11 protein-coding genes and 1 pseudogene are annotated in these 15,859 nt (G+C 71.3%); 9 read left to right on the forward strand and 3 right to left on the reverse strand.

Going from position 1 to position 15,859, the window contains the following annotated elements:
• Window positions 1–159 precede the first annotated feature (159 nt).
• Both MTQ01_RS03870 and MTQ01_RS03875 read left to right on the forward strand, forming a co-directional pair.
• Window positions 160–936 (forward strand): HEAT repeat domain-containing protein, encoded by a 777-nt coding sequence (locus tag MTQ01_RS03870; protein ID WP_247486846.1) that lies wholly within the window; start codon window positions 160–162, stop codon window positions 934–936.
• On the forward strand, window positions 930–2,168 hold the full coding sequence (locus MTQ01_RS03875; protein WP_308294355.1) for a MerR family transcriptional regulator: 1,239 nt from the start codon (window positions 930–932) through the stop codon (window positions 2,166–2,168). Before MTQ01_RS03870 ends, MTQ01_RS03875 begins: the two co-directional genes overlap by 7 nt.
• Window positions 2,169–2,472: 304 nt before the next feature.
• Here MTQ01_RS03875 and MTQ01_RS03880 read toward each other — a convergent pair whose 3' ends face one another.
• The 3 genes and pseudogenes from MTQ01_RS03880 to MTQ01_RS03890 form a co-directional block, all read right to left on the reverse strand.
• Window positions 2,473–3,117 carry a response regulator transcription factor gene (locus tag MTQ01_RS03880; RefSeq protein ID WP_247486848.1) on the reverse strand — a complete coding sequence of 215 codons (645 nt, stop codon included), beginning with the start codon at window positions 3,115–3,117 and terminating at the stop codon, window positions 2,473–2,475.
• Window positions 3,108–4,310, reverse strand: a complete 1,203-nt coding sequence (locus tag MTQ01_RS03885) for a sensor histidine kinase (protein WP_308294356.1) — start codon at window positions 4,308–4,310, stop codon at window positions 3,108–3,110. Before MTQ01_RS03885 ends, MTQ01_RS03880 begins: the two co-directional genes overlap by 10 nt.
• 476 nt (window positions 4,311–4,786) lie before the next feature.
• Window positions 4,787–5,434 (reverse strand): annotated as a pseudogene (locus tag MTQ01_RS03890) (DedA family protein); the annotation flags it as partial.
• Window positions 5,435–6,047: 613 nt separating this feature from the next.
• On the opposite strand from MTQ01_RS03890, the gene MTQ01_RS03895 reads away from it, so the two are divergent.
• The 7 genes from MTQ01_RS03895 (at window position 6,048) to MTQ01_RS03925 (ending at window position 15,757) form a co-directional block, all read left to right on the forward strand.
• A complete protein-coding gene (locus MTQ01_RS03895) occupies window positions 6,048–6,893 on the forward strand; it encodes a MerR family transcriptional regulator (protein WP_247486850.1) in 846 nt (281 codons plus the stop codon).
• 274 nt (window positions 6,894–7,167) lie between these two features.
• Window positions 7,168–8,112 (forward strand): bile acid:sodium symporter, encoded by a 945-nt coding sequence (locus MTQ01_RS03900; protein WP_247487715.1) that lies wholly within the window; start codon window positions 7,168–7,170, stop codon window positions 8,110–8,112.
• A 449-nt stretch (window positions 8,113–8,561) separates the two neighbouring features.
• Window positions 8,562–9,488, forward strand: coding sequence for an arpA protein (locus MTQ01_RS03905; protein WP_247486851.1), 927 nt, complete (start codon window positions 8,562–8,564; stop codon window positions 9,486–9,488).
• A gap of 446 nt (window positions 9,489–9,934) precedes the next feature.
• Window positions 9,935–11,866, forward strand: a complete 1,932-nt coding sequence (locus MTQ01_RS03910) for a choline/carnitine O-acyltransferase (RefSeq protein WP_374207592.1) — start codon at window positions 9,935–9,937, stop codon at window positions 11,864–11,866.
• Window positions 11,867–12,195: 329 nt separating this feature from the next.
• Window positions 12,196–13,278: an SIS domain-containing protein gene (locus MTQ01_RS03915; protein WP_247486852.1), complete on the forward strand. Its 1,083-nt coding sequence runs from the start codon at window positions 12,196–12,198 to the stop codon at window positions 13,276–13,278.
• A 536-nt stretch (window positions 13,279–13,814) separates the two neighbouring features.
• Window positions 13,815–14,423 (forward strand): response regulator transcription factor, encoded by a 609-nt coding sequence (locus tag MTQ01_RS25115; protein WP_211041939.1) that lies wholly within the window; start codon window positions 13,815–13,817, stop codon window positions 14,421–14,423.
• A 221-nt stretch (window positions 14,424–14,644) separates the two neighbouring features.
• On the forward strand, window positions 14,645–15,757 hold the full coding sequence (locus MTQ01_RS03925) for an AI-2E family transporter (RefSeq protein WP_247486853.1): 1,113 nt from the start codon (window positions 14,645–14,647) through the stop codon (window positions 15,755–15,757).
• Window positions 15,758–15,859: the final 102 nt, after the last annotated feature.

Consider the following 15,859-nt stretch of genomic DNA (forward strand, 5'->3'; position numbering starts at 1 on the left):
GAACGACCCAGCGGACAGGAACGACCCAGTGGACAGGAACGACCCAGCGGTCGGGGACGGGTCGCGAACGCGCTGACCAGCAGGTTCGTCGTAACCGGAGGGTCGGGCTTGACCTTGACACGGTGCTAACGTCTCCACTGGGCGTTGGAGGTGGTCCCGATGGACACGACCGAGAAAGCCCAGCAGGGCAGTCGACTGGCCGAGGCGCTGAGCGCGGACGATTCGTCGATCCGGCTGAAAGCCGCGCTCGCAGCCGGCACACAGCCCGATCCCGAGCTGCTGAACACGCTGGTGGAACGCTGCGCGGTCGAACCAGACTTCTACGTACGGGACATGCTCTCCTGGGCACTGACCCGGCTCCCGGCGGAGAGCACGCTCCCTCGTATCCGACGCGAGCTGGACTCCCCGCGTGACCAGGCCAGGAGCCAGGCGCTGCACACCCTCTCCAAGATCGGCGACGGTCGGGCGTGGGCGTGGATCACCCGCGACACGCTGCGGGACGCCGACGACGAGGTGGCGCGCACGGCTTGGCGCGTCGCGGTCGTGCTGGCTCCGGAGGAAGAGCGACCAGAGCTTGCGGAGGAGCTGGCCGACCAACTGGGCCGCGGTGACCGGCAGATGCAGCTGAGCCTGAGCCGGGCGCTCGTCGACCTCGGCGCGGTGATCGAGCCGGTTCTGACACGGGCCTCGGCCGACCAGGACCAGACTGTCGCCGCTCATGCCCGCGCCACCGAGCTGCTGCTGCACGACCCGGAGGCCGGCTTCGACTGGGCGATCCACGAGGCGCGGCGAATCGTCAGTCTAGGTCCGGACACTGCGGGGTCGATCGCGGAGGGGGCTGGTTCCGAGGCGGCCGGTTCTGACGGGGCTGGTGGCGCGGAGGCGGCCGGCGCCGGTGCGCCGGGTGTGGAGGCTGCGAGGGTCTTGGAGTGCTGATCGGTGAGGTCGCACGACGCTCCGGCGTGAGCACTCGGATGCTGCGGCACTACGACGCACTGGGGCTGGTGCGGCCCACCGGCCGTACCCACGGCGGCTACCGCGAGTACTCCGACGCCGACGTCCGCAGGATCTTCCATGTCGAGAGCCTGCGGACTCTCGGTCTCTCGCTGCGACAGATCGCCCGAGCGCTGGAGGACCCGGAGTTCGCGCCGGCGGAACTGGTGGCCGAGCTCATCCGGTGGACCGAAGAACGCCTGGAGCGGGAACGCGAGCTGCTGGATCGGCTCCGCACGATCGACGCTTCGGAGCCCACCGACTGGCCGGACGTGCTCCGCCTCGTCGAACTCGTACGCGGTCTGGGCTCCACCAACGCCGCCCGCCGCCAACAGGCGGTCCTGACCGGGCCGGAGAACGCGCGAGCGCCCGCGGAACTGCTGGCCGCGGCCGTACTCGCGGAGACCGACCCCCATGTGGCGGGTGCCCTGCGCTGGGCGCTCGCGAGAGCGGGCGGACAGGGCGCGGCGGAGCTGATCGAGGGCGTACGGGCGGACGATGCCGGGGTACGACGGCGCGCGGTGCTGGCGCTCGCCGAACTGCCCACTTCCCCCGACGTCGCTGCCGCGCTGGCCGTCGCGCTCAACGATCCCGAACCGGCGGTGCGCCGATGCGCGGCGCTTCAGCTGGCAGCCCCGGGAGCGACGGAGGCGGTACCGACCCTGATCGAGATGGTGGTCGAGGGCGACAACGACGTGGGCGCGGCAGAGGCGTTGGGGTCGGTGGCGGCCGACGGCCACTGCACACACGAGGTCGTCGCAGCACTGAGCGACGAACTCGCGGAGCCCACCGCAGGCTCGGCGACCCGAATCCGCCTCGCCCAGGCCCTGGTGGAACTCGCTTCGGGCACAACGGAGGCCGACCGTACGGAGATTGGTGCGGCGGGTTCGGATGCGGACGCTGGTTCGGGTTCGGGTTCGGGTTCGGGTGCGCAAGTGGGAGTGGGAGCGGATGGGGGCGCTGCACTGCACGGCGACTCCGGGGGGACGGCGAGTACGGGAGGTGAGTCGGGCCCGGGGCCCGGGGCCCGGACCGATGCGGTTGCTGGGAAGGGTGCGACGGTGACGTCGCACGCGGTGTGTGCGGTGATGGAGCGGTTGGCGAGGGACGAGGACGGTGACGTTGCCCGCGTCGCCACGGCGTTCCTGAAGATGCTCGACGGGTCGGGTAGGTGAAACCGACGGGCAGGACCTTGGAGCCGGCCACTCGGCGGCGACTCGACAACAGCCCGCGGACAACAGCCGTACGCGTTCCGGCTGTTCACGCCCGAGCCGGATGCCCAGGGCCGATTCGAAGGGCAACGTCCGGCCCATGGACACGCCCGGCCGGACGGTTCACAGAGGTGGGGCTCGTACGGGCAGCCGGCCGCAGTCGGCATCGGTGCGGTCCCTCCGGGCGGTGCGTGGCCCGGCGGGATCGCGGGAGGCGCCGGGCCGAGGTGAGGGCGGCGCTGGGGCGTGGCCCCGACGTCGCGCCCGCTCACGACTCCAGGTAACGGAGAACTGCGAGGACGCGTCTGCTGTAGCCGGTGGAGTGGGTGAGGTTGAGTTTGTCGAAGACGGTGTTGAGGTTCTTCTCCACCGCGCTCAGCGAGATGTGCAGCTTCGCGGCGATGGCGCCGTTGGTGAAACCCTGTGCCAGACCCTCCAAGACGCTGCGCTCGCGCGGAGTGAGACGGGAGATCGGATCGCTGTGTGTCGTACGCACGACCAGGTGCTGTATGACCTCGGGGTCGAGTGCGGCCCCGCCGGCGTGGATGCGCTCCATCGCGTCCAGGAACTCCTCCACCTGGGCAACGCGGTCCTTGAGCAGGTAGCCGACCTTTTCGACGTTGGACGCCACGAGCCGGGTCGCGTAATTGCGCTCCATGTGCTGGGAGAGCACCAACACCCCCACGGACGGCCATTTCTGACGGATGGTGACCGCGGCGAGCAGGCCCTCGTCGGTGTTGTTCGGCGGCATGCGGATGTCGGTCACCACAATGTCCGGCTGGTGCTGCTCCACCTCTCTCAGCAGCGCAGGCCCGTCGCCGACCGCGGCAAGGACCTCGTGGCCCTCTTCGAGGAGAAGTCTGACCAGACCCTCGCGCAGCAGGGTCGAGTCCTCGGCAAGAATTACCCGCACGGCAGCTCCGCTTCGACAATGGTGGGGCCTCCCGGAGGACTGGAGACGGCGAACTCGCCGTCGAGCGCCGCCACTCTGCTCCGCAGCCCGGTCAGCCCGCTTCCGTCCGGCTGTGCGCCGCCGACTCCGTCGTCGCGCACGAACACCCGCAGGACCGGGCCCTGCTGGAGGACGCCGACTTCGAGCTCGGTCGCCCGTGCGTGCTTGGCGGCGTTGGTCACCGCTTCGGACACCACGAAGTAGGCGGCGATCTCGACCGGCCCGGGAAGCGGACGGTCGACGGCGAAGTCCAACCGCAGTGGAATGCCGCAGCGCTCCGCGACGCCGCCAAGCGCTTCCTCGAGACCGAGGCTGTCCAAGGCGGTCGGGTAGACGCGCCAGGTCACTTCGCGCAGCTCGGTGATCACCTCCTGGGCCTCCCGGTGCGCCTGCGCGAGCAGGGCGTCGGCCTGCGCAGGGTCTCGGCCGCGACGGGCCCGGCCGAGCAGCATGCCCATGGCGACCAGGCGCTGCTGTACGCCGTCGTGCAAGTCCCTCTCGATACGGCGGCGTTCGGCGTCGACGGCGTGGACGACTGCCGCCCGGCTGCTGGCGAGCTGCTCGATACGGCGGGTGAGCAACTCCCGCTCCGAGGGCCCGAAGTACATCCGGGCCAGCCCCGCATCCGCCTCGGCGAGGGTGACCAGGCCCTGGAGGTTCAGCAGGAGCAGCACGCTGCCGAGCAGTATCTGCAACAGCAGCTCGCCCAAGCCGAACCCGCCCTGCACGACACCGGCGAGAAGAGCGCCGGCGAGTACGCATCCGAGGAAGAGCAGGGTGAGCATGATGCTGCCCGCGAGACCGGTGCCGCCGTGCAGCGCCAGATAGCGCAGGGTTTGGGCGCGGTTGACGGCTCTGGGCGGGTAGTGGTCCTGGAAATAGGAGAATCTGCGGCGACGCTCCAGCACGACCAGCCGACGGGCTCCTGCTTCGACACGGACGAGTGCGGGCTCCCGAGTGCGGCTCCGCAGGAGCAGCGGCCCCAGAACGAGGCCCACGCCCGCGAAGTACAGCAGCGCCAGAACGCCGCTGAGACAGCCGAGAACCGTGCCTGCGGCGCGCACCTGCCACGGAGGGTGCCCGCGGTTGGCCGGGGAGCCGGTCGTGCGGTCGCTGCTCGGGGGCGCATCGTCGTGGACATTCACAGTCGTCACCTCCTCAAGTCGCCTGCGAGTCCGTACGGCGTGGCCACAGGGCGACACCGAACGGATCAGGCAGGGGCGTGGGTTGATAACAGCGGTAGGGCGTCCGGGAAGGACATGCCCGCACGGACGCCGGGAGAGGGAGCCGTGGCGGAGTGCGCGGAGTGCGCGGAGTGCGTGAAGTGGGCCAACTGTGAGAAGGGGGCTTGGCGAGGAGAGCGCTCGGGCCGGCGGTGCGAAGGCGTCCCGGGCGGGGCGCAGTCGAGTTCGGCAGGGGAAGAGCAGGTGCCCGGGGAACATCCGGGCAGGAGAACTTCGAGCTCGCCCTCAGCCGTGGCGCCTCAGCGAGTGCGTCGGTGCCGACCGCGGGCATCGCCCGGCGCATCTCCCTGCGCGTCGGCCCGGGTGGCGAGGACCGGATCGGTGGGGTGGTGACCCGTCTCGCCCTGCTCCTGCCCGTCAGGCCCCAAGGGCTGCCCGCCTTGCGCACGGCCCCGGACTCGGCGCCGCTTGATGCGTATGAGGAGCCAGGCGATGACCGCGACCGCCACCAGAGCAAGGACCACCTTGGAGAGCACTCCGACGTAGGTGCCCACCGTGTCCCATTGATCGCCCATCCAGTAACCCGCCAGCACCAGCACGGAGTTCCATATGAAACTGCCGGCGGTGGTGAGGAGCACGAAGGTCGCCAACGGCATCCGCTCCACCCCGGCGGGAACCGAGATCAGACTGCGGAAGATCGGCACCATCCGGCCGAAGAACACCGCCTTGGTGCCGTGCCGCGCGAACCACTCCTCCGTGCGAACCAAGTCCGCGGGCTTGACGAGCGGAAGCTTGCCCCAGAGCCTGTGCATCCGCTCACGACCGAAGAGAACCCCGAGGTAGTAGAGCGCCACCGCGCCGACCACCGAGCCGAGCGTCGTCCAGAACAGTGCGGACGCCAGACTCAGCGCTCCCTGCCCGGCTGCGAAGCCGGCGAGGGGCAGGATCACCTCGCTGGGCAGCGGTGGGAAGAGGTTCTCCAACGCGATGGCGAGCCCGGCGCCGGGGCCGCCCATGGTGTCCATGAGGTCGACCGCCCAACCCGCCACACCACCGGCGGGCGCGTGCTCGAGCGCCAGTTGAGGATGCTCCATCAGTCTCTCCTGTGAGTCGCACATCATGGCGCTGAGCGCCTGTCGCGTAGAACAACCTAGGGACCGCAGCCCGCTGCGGGTATGCGGATATCCGTCCGCTCTATTGCGGAACTCCGTAAGCAGCTCTGCGGGTTCCCACAGTTGTAGAATGCGCCAGTTCGTGCATCGACCACGGCTCCACGTCGGCCTGCGAGGCGTGAGAACCCGCGCCGACGGGGCCGCCCGACCTCCGCAGGCAACTCCCGTCCCCGCCTCTCCGCGGGCAGTCCGTACCAGCACACCGGCGGTGCGCCGCCGTTCCCTGCCGCCGTGCCGGCACCGTTGCTCCGCGGTGTTGCTCCGCGGTGTTGCTCCGCGGTTTCCGCTTGACCTTCCAGTCGGCTCGAAGGTCTACGGTCGTTGGCATGGAGAAGGACGAGAAGGGCGCCATCGGCACCGCGACAGCCCGGCAGGGTCGCGCCGCACTCGGAGCCGTCCCGGCCCCGGTCCCGGCCCCGCGCGGAGCCGCCGTGGGGAGCGTTCCGACGCGCGGCCCGTCACCCCCGCCGCCGACGGAGCCTCCCCCGGACCGAGCCCGGCCGCCGATCCGGCGACTCGCGGTGGTGCCCACCGCATGAGGATCTCCGAACTCGCGGCACGCACCGGTACGCCCGCGACGACGCTTCGCTACTACGAGTCCGCCGGACTGCTGCCGGCCTCGCGCACGGCGTCGGGGTACCGCCTGTACGGAGAGGAGGCGGTGGAGCGGTTGGCGTTCGTCGACGCGGCGAAGCACCTCGGCCTTCCGCTGAAGGAGATCGCCTCGCTGCTGACCGTATGGAAGTCGGGGGCGTGCTCTCAGGTGAAGGCGGAGCTGCGTCCACTGGTCGAGCAGCGACTTCGCAGTGCGGAGCGCCGTCGATCCGAACTCGACGCCTTCGCCGTGGAGTTGACCGATGCGCTGGACCGGCTGGACTCGCTTCCGGACCGGCCAGGTCGCTGCGATCCCGAGTGCGGGTTCCTCGCTTCCGCCGCGGGCTCCAAACTGCCCCCGGCGATGCGTCGTACCGCCGCCGGTCCGCCCCCAGCCGCAGGTACCGCTCCGTCCGCCGTGGGCGCGGCGGAGACGGTCAACTCTCGTCCCGGCGGCAGCACTTCGGCGCCGGAGCCCGGCAGATGGCGGACCGCGCCGGTTGCCTGCTCACTCACAGCACAGGAGACGCGGGCACGGGCCGACGAGTGGCGCCGGGCGATGCGCGGAGCCCGCCGAAGCCCCGTCACCGACGGTCTGCGCCTGACACTCCCCGTCGAACGCACCTCGCGCGTCGCGGAGTTGGCCGTCGCCGAGCAGAGCTGCTGTCCCTTCCTCGACTTCCGCCTCCAGCTGGACGGTCCCGAACTGCACTTGGACATACGGACGTCCGAGCTCGGCGCTCCTCTCCTGGCCGCGCTCTTCGGTGAACTGCCCCAGCCGTCCTGACAGTTAGCCGTTCACCTCCTGCCCGTCCGCCGCCCATCGCCTGCCGTTCTGCCCGCCCGCCGTCCTGACCACCCATCGCCCTGCCCGTCCGCCGCCCCTGAACCCCGCCGACGCACGGCGCGCCCGACCGCGCCCCGACGAACGGCGCGCCTGCCCCGAGGAGTTCACGATGCCCACGCCCGCCGACCGGCCCGCTGCGCGGCCCGACGAACCCGAGGAACCCGACCGGCCCGACCGGCTCGAACAGGGGTCGTCGCCCGCCTTCGTCGATGCCATGGAACGGCACCAGGTCGCCGTCTACGTCGCGGCCGTCGCGGCAGGGGTGCTGTGCGGACTGGCCGTGCCGTCGGTCGGGCCGGGCCTGTCGTGGACGGTGACGCCGGTGCTCGGCGCGCTGCTGTACGTCACCTTCCTCCAGGTGCCGGTGGCGGATCTGGTGCGTTCGCTGCGGGCGGGGCGGTTCCTGGCGGCGGTGCTGGTGGTGAACTTCGTCGTCGTACCGCTGGTGGTGGTCGCGGCGTTCCCGTTCTTCCCGGCGGACCAGGCGTTGCGTCTGGGCATGCTGCTGGTGCTCCTCGCGCCCTGCGTCGACTACGTGATCGTCTTCAGTCGCCTCGCGGGTGGCAGCGCGGACCGACTGCTCGCGGCCACTCCGCTGCTGCTGGTGGCGCAGATGGCGTTGCTGCCGCTGCTGCTCTGGGCGTTCCTCGGGCCGGGGTTGGCGGACGTGGTGGAGGCGGGGCCGTTCGTCGAGGCGTTCGTGACGCTCATCGTCGTACCGCTCGCGCTGGCCTGGGCCACCCAGGCGTGGGCGCGGCGCAGACCGGTCGGACGGCGGGTGGCGGACGGCGCCGGTGCGGTGATGGTGCCGCTGATGGCGGCGACGCTCTTCGTCGTCACCGCCTCCCAAATCCCGCTGCTGGACGGCCGGTTGGGCGAGGTCGCGGGGGCGTTGCCGTTCTTCGTCGGCTTCCTGGTGGTGATGGTGTTCGCGGGCCGGTTGGTGGCCCGGATGTTCCGGCTGGGTGCCGCCGAGGGCCGGGCGGTGGTGTTCACCGGAGCAACCCGCAACGGGCTGGTGCTTCTTCCGCTCGCGCTCGCGCTGCCCGGGGAGCATGCGGCGGTCGCGCCGGTGGTGATGGTGTCGCAGACGTTGGTGGAGGTCGTCGGCATGGTGGTCTGCGTCCGCCTCGTGCCGCGTCTGGTGCCGTCGCACTGAGCCCAAACACCGGTGACCAAGCGGCAGTTCAGGGACGGCCGCCCTCCCCGAAGCCGCGCCCTCCCCGGTCGCACCCGCCCCGAGCCGGACACCGCACTCCCGAGCCGGGCCGCGGCGCTGCTCCTGGCGCGGGTCACGGCAGCCCCGGCCGCCGCGCAGTCCAGCCCCGCCCGCCCACCGCGCAGCCCCGCCCGTCCGCCGCGCAGCCCGGCCCTGCCCGCAGCGACGTCCGACCCCGCCGAGCTGCCCGCGGGCCACCGCGCCGTCAGGGGGCGCTGCACGACGCCGTGTCACGTGTCACACCGACGACGGATGCGATGAAGTCTGCACGTCAACTGTGTTAAATCGCAGGGGAGTTCAAGGTCGCGCGTGAGTGAGATCCGCGGACCGCCGCCCCGGTCGGCAACGGCCGGTGACGGGTGTGCGGTCCAACCGACGAGAGGATCGTCATGAGCACGTTGGAAGCCGGGCCGACGCCCGGGAGCACGCCCGACGCCGCGCGCGGGGGCGGAGCCGCACCGCTGGAACGGGTGGTCGACACCGCCAGGTACCCGCTCTCCTCCCCGGAGAGCGACACCATGCGGTCCGTGATCGACCGCGCCGGACGGGAGTTGCGCACGCAGGGCTGCACGGTGCTGCGGGACTTCGTCCGCCCCGAGCTGCGGGAACATCTCCGCCGGGAGTGCGCCGCCCTCGCGCCCCAGGCGCACTACGACGTGGAGACCGTCAACGCCTACAACATCGCGGTCGACTCGCGGCTGGCCGAGGACCATCCGGGCCGGATCGCCTTCGACCGGGGCAACGCCTTTGTCGCCCGCGATCGCATCCCGGGCGAGGCGCTGATCAGCAGGCTGTACACGAACGAGTGGTTCCGTGAATTCGTCGCCCGCTGTTTCGAGTTGCCCCGACTGCACGAGCTCGCCGATCCGCTGTCCGGGCTGGTTCTGAACGTGGTGCGGCCGGGCATGGAGCACCCGTGGCACTTCGACACCAACGAGTTCACCGTCAGCATGCTCACCCAGGAGCCGGAGAGCGGCGGCGTCTTCGAGTACTGCCCGAACATCAGGACCGTCGAGCAGGAGAACCTCGACGACGTGCGCGATGTGCTGACCGGTCGCGGCGAAAGCCTGGTCCGGCGCCTGACGCTGCGGCCCGGAGATCTCCAGCTCTTCAAGGGCCGTTACTCGCTCCACCGGGTCAGCCCGGTGGAGGGCGCCGCCGACCGCCATTCGGCGATCTTCGCCTACAGCGAGCGCCCCGGTGTCATCGGCAGCCCGGCTCGGACCCGTCAGCTCTTCGGACGGGTGCTTCCCGAGCATCTGGCCGCCGAGGAGGGCCGGGCGAGGTCCGTACGGGTCGACCAGCTGCTCGACTGAGCCACCGGGCGAGCCCAAGGCGTCCGGGGTGTCCGGCCGAAAGGCCGCCGTCGAACCGCTGAACCGCAGGCCCGCGACGGTCGGTTGACCACGGAGCCGCGGTGCACGGCGCTCCCACCGAGCCGACCCGTGCACCGCAGTCCGCGCAGCCGCAGTCCGCGCACCCCGTACGCCAAGCACCCGTATGCCACGCACCCGTACGCCACGCACCCGAAGCCGGCGGCCCACCCCCGACCCGCCGAGCCGCTGACCCGGCCCGCCAACCACCCCGGCGAACGCCCGCTCGGTCAGCACTCGTCCGACAGGCGCCACCGCAACCGCCCACCCGCGGGAAGCGGCCCGGAACACCGCACGCACCCGTACGACACCGTCCGCACGACACCGACGGGCAGCCGTCGCCACAACTGCCCGTCCTGCCACCAACGCACCAACAAGCCGAAACGAGAGTGGACTTGAACACCAGCCAGCCGACTCCGAACCCCGGCCCGCCCGCCGCCACAGCCACAGCCCCCATCACCTTCGCCCACGAGGACACCCTGCCCAGGGTCCCGCTGCCCGGTCTGGAGGAGAGCTGCACGCGCTTCCTCCATTGGTGCGCGCCGCTGCTCTCGGCGGACGAGATCGCGGCCACCGAGGCCGAGGTCGCCGCCTTCCTTGCTCCCGACGGTCCCGGACGCGCCCTGCACAGCGCGCTTGAGGAGTACAACTCGCAGGAGGGCGTGCACAGTTGGCTCGACACCTTCTGGCCGTACCGCTACCTGGGCCGTCGTGACCGGATCGCTCTGAACGCGAACTTCTTCTTCCTCTTCCAGGACGAGACCGCGCCCCAGGACGAGACCGCACCCCAACCGTCCCACCCCGCCTCCGAGCCCGACCCCGCCAACGATCCGTACGCGCCGCAGATACGTCGGGCCGCCGGGCTGATCGCCGCCGCGGTGCACTACAAGCAGCAGCTCGACGAGGAGAGCCTGCCGCCCGTCACCCAGCGCGGGCAGGCGCTGACGATGGAGCAGAACAAGTACCTCTTCTCCACCACCCGCATCCCGGGCGAGGTCCAGGACTCCGTTCGCGCGCCGTACTCACCGAGCTGGCCCGGGCCTTCGGGCGCGCGGCACATCGTGGTCCTCTTCCACGGCCGGATGTTCCGGATGGAGGTGATCGGCCCGGACGCGGTGCCGCACTCCTTGGCGGATCTGGAGTCCGGTCTGCGGGCGGTGCTGAAGTCCGGTGCCGAGCCGGCCGCTCCCGGTGCCTCGGTCGGGCATCTCACCACGATGGCGCGCGCCGAGTGGGCGGCGACCAGGCAGTCGCTGCTCGACCACCATCCGCGCAACGCGGACCTGCTCGACGACGTCGAGACGTCCCTGTTCCACCTCTGTCTGGACGATCTCGCCCCCGCCGGTGAACTGGACGCCTGCGACGCGCTTTTGCACGGTGACAGCGGCAACCGCTGGTTCGACAAGGCCGTCTCGCTCGTCGTCTTCCGGGACGGGCGGGCCGGTATCAACGTCGAGCACTGCGAGCTGGACGGCACGACGATCCTCAGTTTCACCGACGCGCTGCTCGGCACCCCGGCCGAGGAGCAGTCCCGGCTGTCCGGTGCCGTCGATCAGGGTCAACCCGCGTCGGCGGAGCTGGAGTTCGAGCTCGACGACGCCCTGCGCGGCCAAGTCGTGGACGCTGCAACGGCGTTCGCGCAGTACGCCGACGCGACCGCGACCACCACTGTCGCCTTCGACGACTTCGGCACCTCCGACGCCAAGGCGCTCGGCATCTCGCCCGACGCCTTCGTCCAGCTCGCGTACCAGCTCGCCCACCAGCGTGCGAAGGGGCGGTTGGGCGCGACGTACGAGTCGATCGCCACGCGCGAGTGGCGGCGCGGGCGCACCGAGGCGATGCGGGTGGTCACCCCGGAGATCGTCGAGTTCGTACGGACCTTCCAGGACTCGTCCGCCGACGCGGCCGACCGTCGAGCGGCGGTGCGCGCCGCCGCTGCCGCACACGTCGCACGGGCGAAGGACTGCAAGGCGGGCCGTGCGCCCGAACAGCACCTGTGGGAACTGCAGTTGATCCAGAAGCGCCGCGGCGCGGAGCTGGGCGTCGGCGAGGAGCCGACGCTCTTCCGCACACCGGGCTGGACCACGATGCGGGACGACTATCTGAGCACCAGCTCGGCGCCGTCCACGCACATCCAGTACTTCGGCTTCGGCTCCACCAGCAGCCGCTGCATCGGGGTGGCGTACGTACTGCTGCCGGACCGCTTCCATCTGTATCTGAGCACCCCGGAGCCGGTCGCCGGGCAGATGCGCGCCTTCGCTGCCGAACTCCGTACGGCGATCGGGGAGTTGAGAGAGCTGCTGGCGGGCGAGGACCGCTGACGGCACTACCACCGGCTGCTGACGGCACCACCGCTTGCGGTCGACGCGCCCCCGGGACGGCAACCCCGTCCCGGGGGCGCGTTGCGTTCCCTCGACGCGGCGGGGCCACCGCCAGGGACCCGGCGCCGCACGCGAACCTCACCCGCCGGTACGCGAACCCCACCCGCCGGTACGCCACCCCGCCGGCACCCGGACGCCACCCGCCGTTCGGGCAGACGCCGTCACGGACTCGCTCAAGTGGACTAGACCTCTGCTGGGGTGATGGGCTACAAGTGACGCAGGACGCTTCTCGCGCGTCCGTACTCCCTCATCCCAGGAGGCACCCCGCTATGACCGCCCCGACCCCTGCCGAAGGCGCCGCACACACCGACGAGGTGCCGGGCCGGATCATGGCGCGGGAGATCGCCGAGCAGCCGGCAGCTCTCCGCCGCCTTCTGAACGAGGGCGCGGGCGCGATCCGCTCCGTCGCCGACCGGATCGCGGCGCGCAAGCCGCGCTTCGTGCTGCTCACGGCCCGGGGCACCTCCGACAATGTGGCCCTGTACGCGAAGTACCTGCTGGAGATCAAGCTCGGACTGCCGTGCGGGCTGACCTCGATGTCGACCACCACCGCGTACGGCGCGCAGCAGGACCTGCGGGACGTGCTGGTGATCACCATCAGCCAGTCCGGTGGTTCACCCGATCTGGTGGCCTCCACCAGGGCCGCCCGCGAGGCCGGCGCGATCACGCTCGCCGTCACGAACAACCCCGGCTCTCCGCTCGCCGAGGTCTCCGAGTACCACGTCGACGTCATGGCGGGCCCGGAGTACGCGCTGCCCGCGACCAAGACGTACACCGCTTCGCTGCTCGCCCTCTACCTCCTGGTCGAGGGGCTGCGCGGCGGCGACGGCGGGGCGGCCTCGGAACTCCCGCGCCGCGCCGAGGAACTACTGGCCCGCGAGGACGAGGTCAGGGCGCTCGCCGCCCGGTACCGGTTCGCCGAGCGGATGGTCTTCACCTCGCGCGGCTACGGCTACCCCACGGTCAAGGAAGCCGCGCTCAAGCTCATGGAGACCACCTACGTCCCGGCGCTCTCCTACTCCGGCGCCGATCTGCTGCACGGGCCGCTGGCCATGGTCGGGAACGTATCGCCGGTGATCGCGGTCGTGCCGGACGGCCGCGGCGGCGCGGCGTTGCAGCCGGTCCTGGAGCGGCTGCGCGAGCGCGGCGCCGACCTGGTGGTCTTCGGTCCCGAGGCGGATGTCGCCCGGGCGTCCGCCGGGTTCGTGCTGCCGATCGAGGGCATCGACGAGGAGCTGCAGACGATCCTGGAGATCATCCCGCTCCAGCTCCTCGCCCACGAGGTCACGATCGCCCGCGGTCAGGACCCGGACACCCCGCGCGGGCTGGCGAAGGTGACCGAGACGCACTGACGCACCGCCCGCCCGCCCGGCCGCACACCGTCTCGGCCCGCGCCCCGAACCCGGGGTGCGGGCCGAGCTCTGTCCGCGGCGTCCTCGAAGCCGACCGAATCCGACCGAGGCCGACCGAGGCCGACGCCCAAGAGTTCCGTCCGCGGGCTCCGGCGACGCGCGGCGCGAATCTGTCGTTCGCACCCGACGCCCGGTCGTTCGCAGTCGGTTGCCGCCCGACCGCGTCGTGTCCGTTTTCTCCTTCGATCGCGCGGAAACCACATACGCGTGATTCCGCTTTCGCCCGCACTGTGCCCTTACGTTCGCGAAGCCCAATCTCAGAAGTTGCTCAAATCCCCTGCAAATTCAGTCACTCCTGCTCAAGAATCGGTAATGCTCCCTGGCGGGGATGGGAGTGGACTGAGGGGTAGTGTTCGCTGACCCTCCGTATGTGTGCCTTTGCCGTCACACGCCGCTTGTCCCGCCGCCGGGGTTGGACGGGTGGACGCGCACCTGGTGCGGTCTGCCTACATCGCGACGACGGGGGTTTGACGTTCGTGGGCATTCGAATAGTGATAGCGGACGAGCACCTCATCTTCTCCGAGGCGCTGAGCAAGTGCTTCGAGTCCGTTCCGGGCTTCGAGGTGGTCGGTGCGGTGGGTGAGCGCAGCGGGGTGATTCCTGCCGCCTCCACCGGTGGAGCCGCCGTTCTGGTGGCGAGCGAGGCGCTGATCGGTCAACCGTGGGGCTTGGCGGACGAGATGCGCCGACGGGTGCCGTCCTGCGGTATCGCGCTGATCGCCTCCCGACCCAACAAGGCCCTGGCGAGCAGGGCCTTAGAGGCCGGTGTCCTGAGCGTCGTGCCCAAGGAAGCCTCGCTTCCGCAGCTGATCAAGGCCATCCGCGGAGTCGCCGCGGGGGCCAGGACGATCAGTCCGGATCTGCTGGGCCCGCCGGAGCACGTGTCGATGGCGCGCACGCTCAACGATCGCGAGCTGGAGATACTGCGTTCCACCGTCACCGGGGCGTCGCTGAAGGAGATTTCCCGCGAGCTCTACCTCGCGCCCGGCACCGTGCGGAACCTGGCTTCCTCGGCGATCCGGAAGCTCACCGCCCGCAACCGTTTCGACGCCGCCCGCATCGCTCGGGAGCACGGCTGGATCTGAGCGGACGGCCGTCCCCTCCTCCGCGCGACGGGCGAGTCGGGGCGGATGCGGGCACGGTGCGGGCGGCACGCGGACGCATACGGGCAATCCGCGACCGGGTAGAGAGCAACTCCCGGTCGTCGGCCCGCCCTGCGCCGCGTGACGAGCCGTTTGTGACGTAATGGGTGCGATGTTCCGTCAGTCGGCGGGACGCCCGTACGTCACCGGTGGTGAGAAGCGAGATGCCCCACGACGACTCGTCGGCGAGCGCCGAGCCCGATGCCGAGCCCACCGAACGGTTGACGCCCGCGCAGGTCGACACCGCCCTGCGCCTGACGATCCGCTGGTCCTCGGCGCTGCTCCTGGGCGCGGCGGTGGTGGCGCTCTTCCTGTGGCTCGCCTACACGCTCCGGGTCGCGCTCATCCCCGCACTGGTCGCGGTCCTCGTCGCGGCGCTGGTCGCACCGCTGGACCGGCTGCTGCGCCGGGTCGGCGTCCCCAAGGGGGCGGCGGCCGGTCTCTCCGCCACCGCGCTGGTGCTGGCGGTCGGCGGCGTGGTGTGGATCGTGGTCCGGGTACTCGCCAACGCGGCGACCGACCTGGCCGCGTCGATGCGCTCGGCGGTGCACGAGGTGTCCGATTCCGAGGGGCCCGCGGCGGACCTGGTCTCGACCGCCGCCGACAGCCTCACCTCGCTCGGCCGCGGCATCGCCGGCGAGGCGGCCAAGGGCGTGCTCGGCGGACTGAGCCTGGCCGGTCAACTGCTCGCCGGCGGTGTGCTCGCCCTCGCGCTGGTCTTCTTCCTGCTGCGGGACCGCGGACGACTCGTGCGCACCGTGCGCGAACGAACCCCCGGCGGACAGGGCACACTCGCGCTGCGAATGGGCCGGCGGGCCTGGGAGGCGATGGCTGGCTACATGCGTGGCACGACGGTGATCGCGGCGATCGACGCGGTCTTCATCACCGTGGGCCTCGCGCTGCTCGGTGTGCCGCAGGCGTACGGGCTGGGCGCCTTGGTCTTCGTGGGCGCGTACGTGCCCTTCGTCGGCGCCTTCCTGTCCGGCACGGTGGCGGTGCTGGTCGCCTTCGCGGACCAGGGACTGTGGATCGCGGCGGCGGCGCTGGGGGTGGTGCTGCTGGTGCAGTTCATCGAGGGCACCTTCCTCCAGCCGATCGTGCAGAGCCGGACGGTCGCGCTGCACCCCGCGCTGGTGATGGTCGCGGTGACCGCCGGCGCCTCGGTCGCGGGCCTGCTCGGCACGCTCATGGCGGTGCCGCTGACCGCCGCGGCGTTCGGGGTGGTGACCGAACTCCGGCGCGCGCTGGTGGACTTGCCGGCCGAACCGGCCGCCTGATCCGTCCCGGCACCCGCAGCCCGCAGCCCGCAGCCCGCGGCCCGTTCCCGCGGTCGCGGTGTGTGTCCGGGCAGCCGTGAGCCCCTGCCGCCGTGCGAAGCG

This window comes from Streptomyces sp. XM4193 (genome assembly GCF_023072595.1).
In the GTDB taxonomy this organism is placed as follows: domain Bacteria; phylum Actinomycetota; class Actinomycetes; order Streptomycetales; family Streptomycetaceae; genus Streptomyces.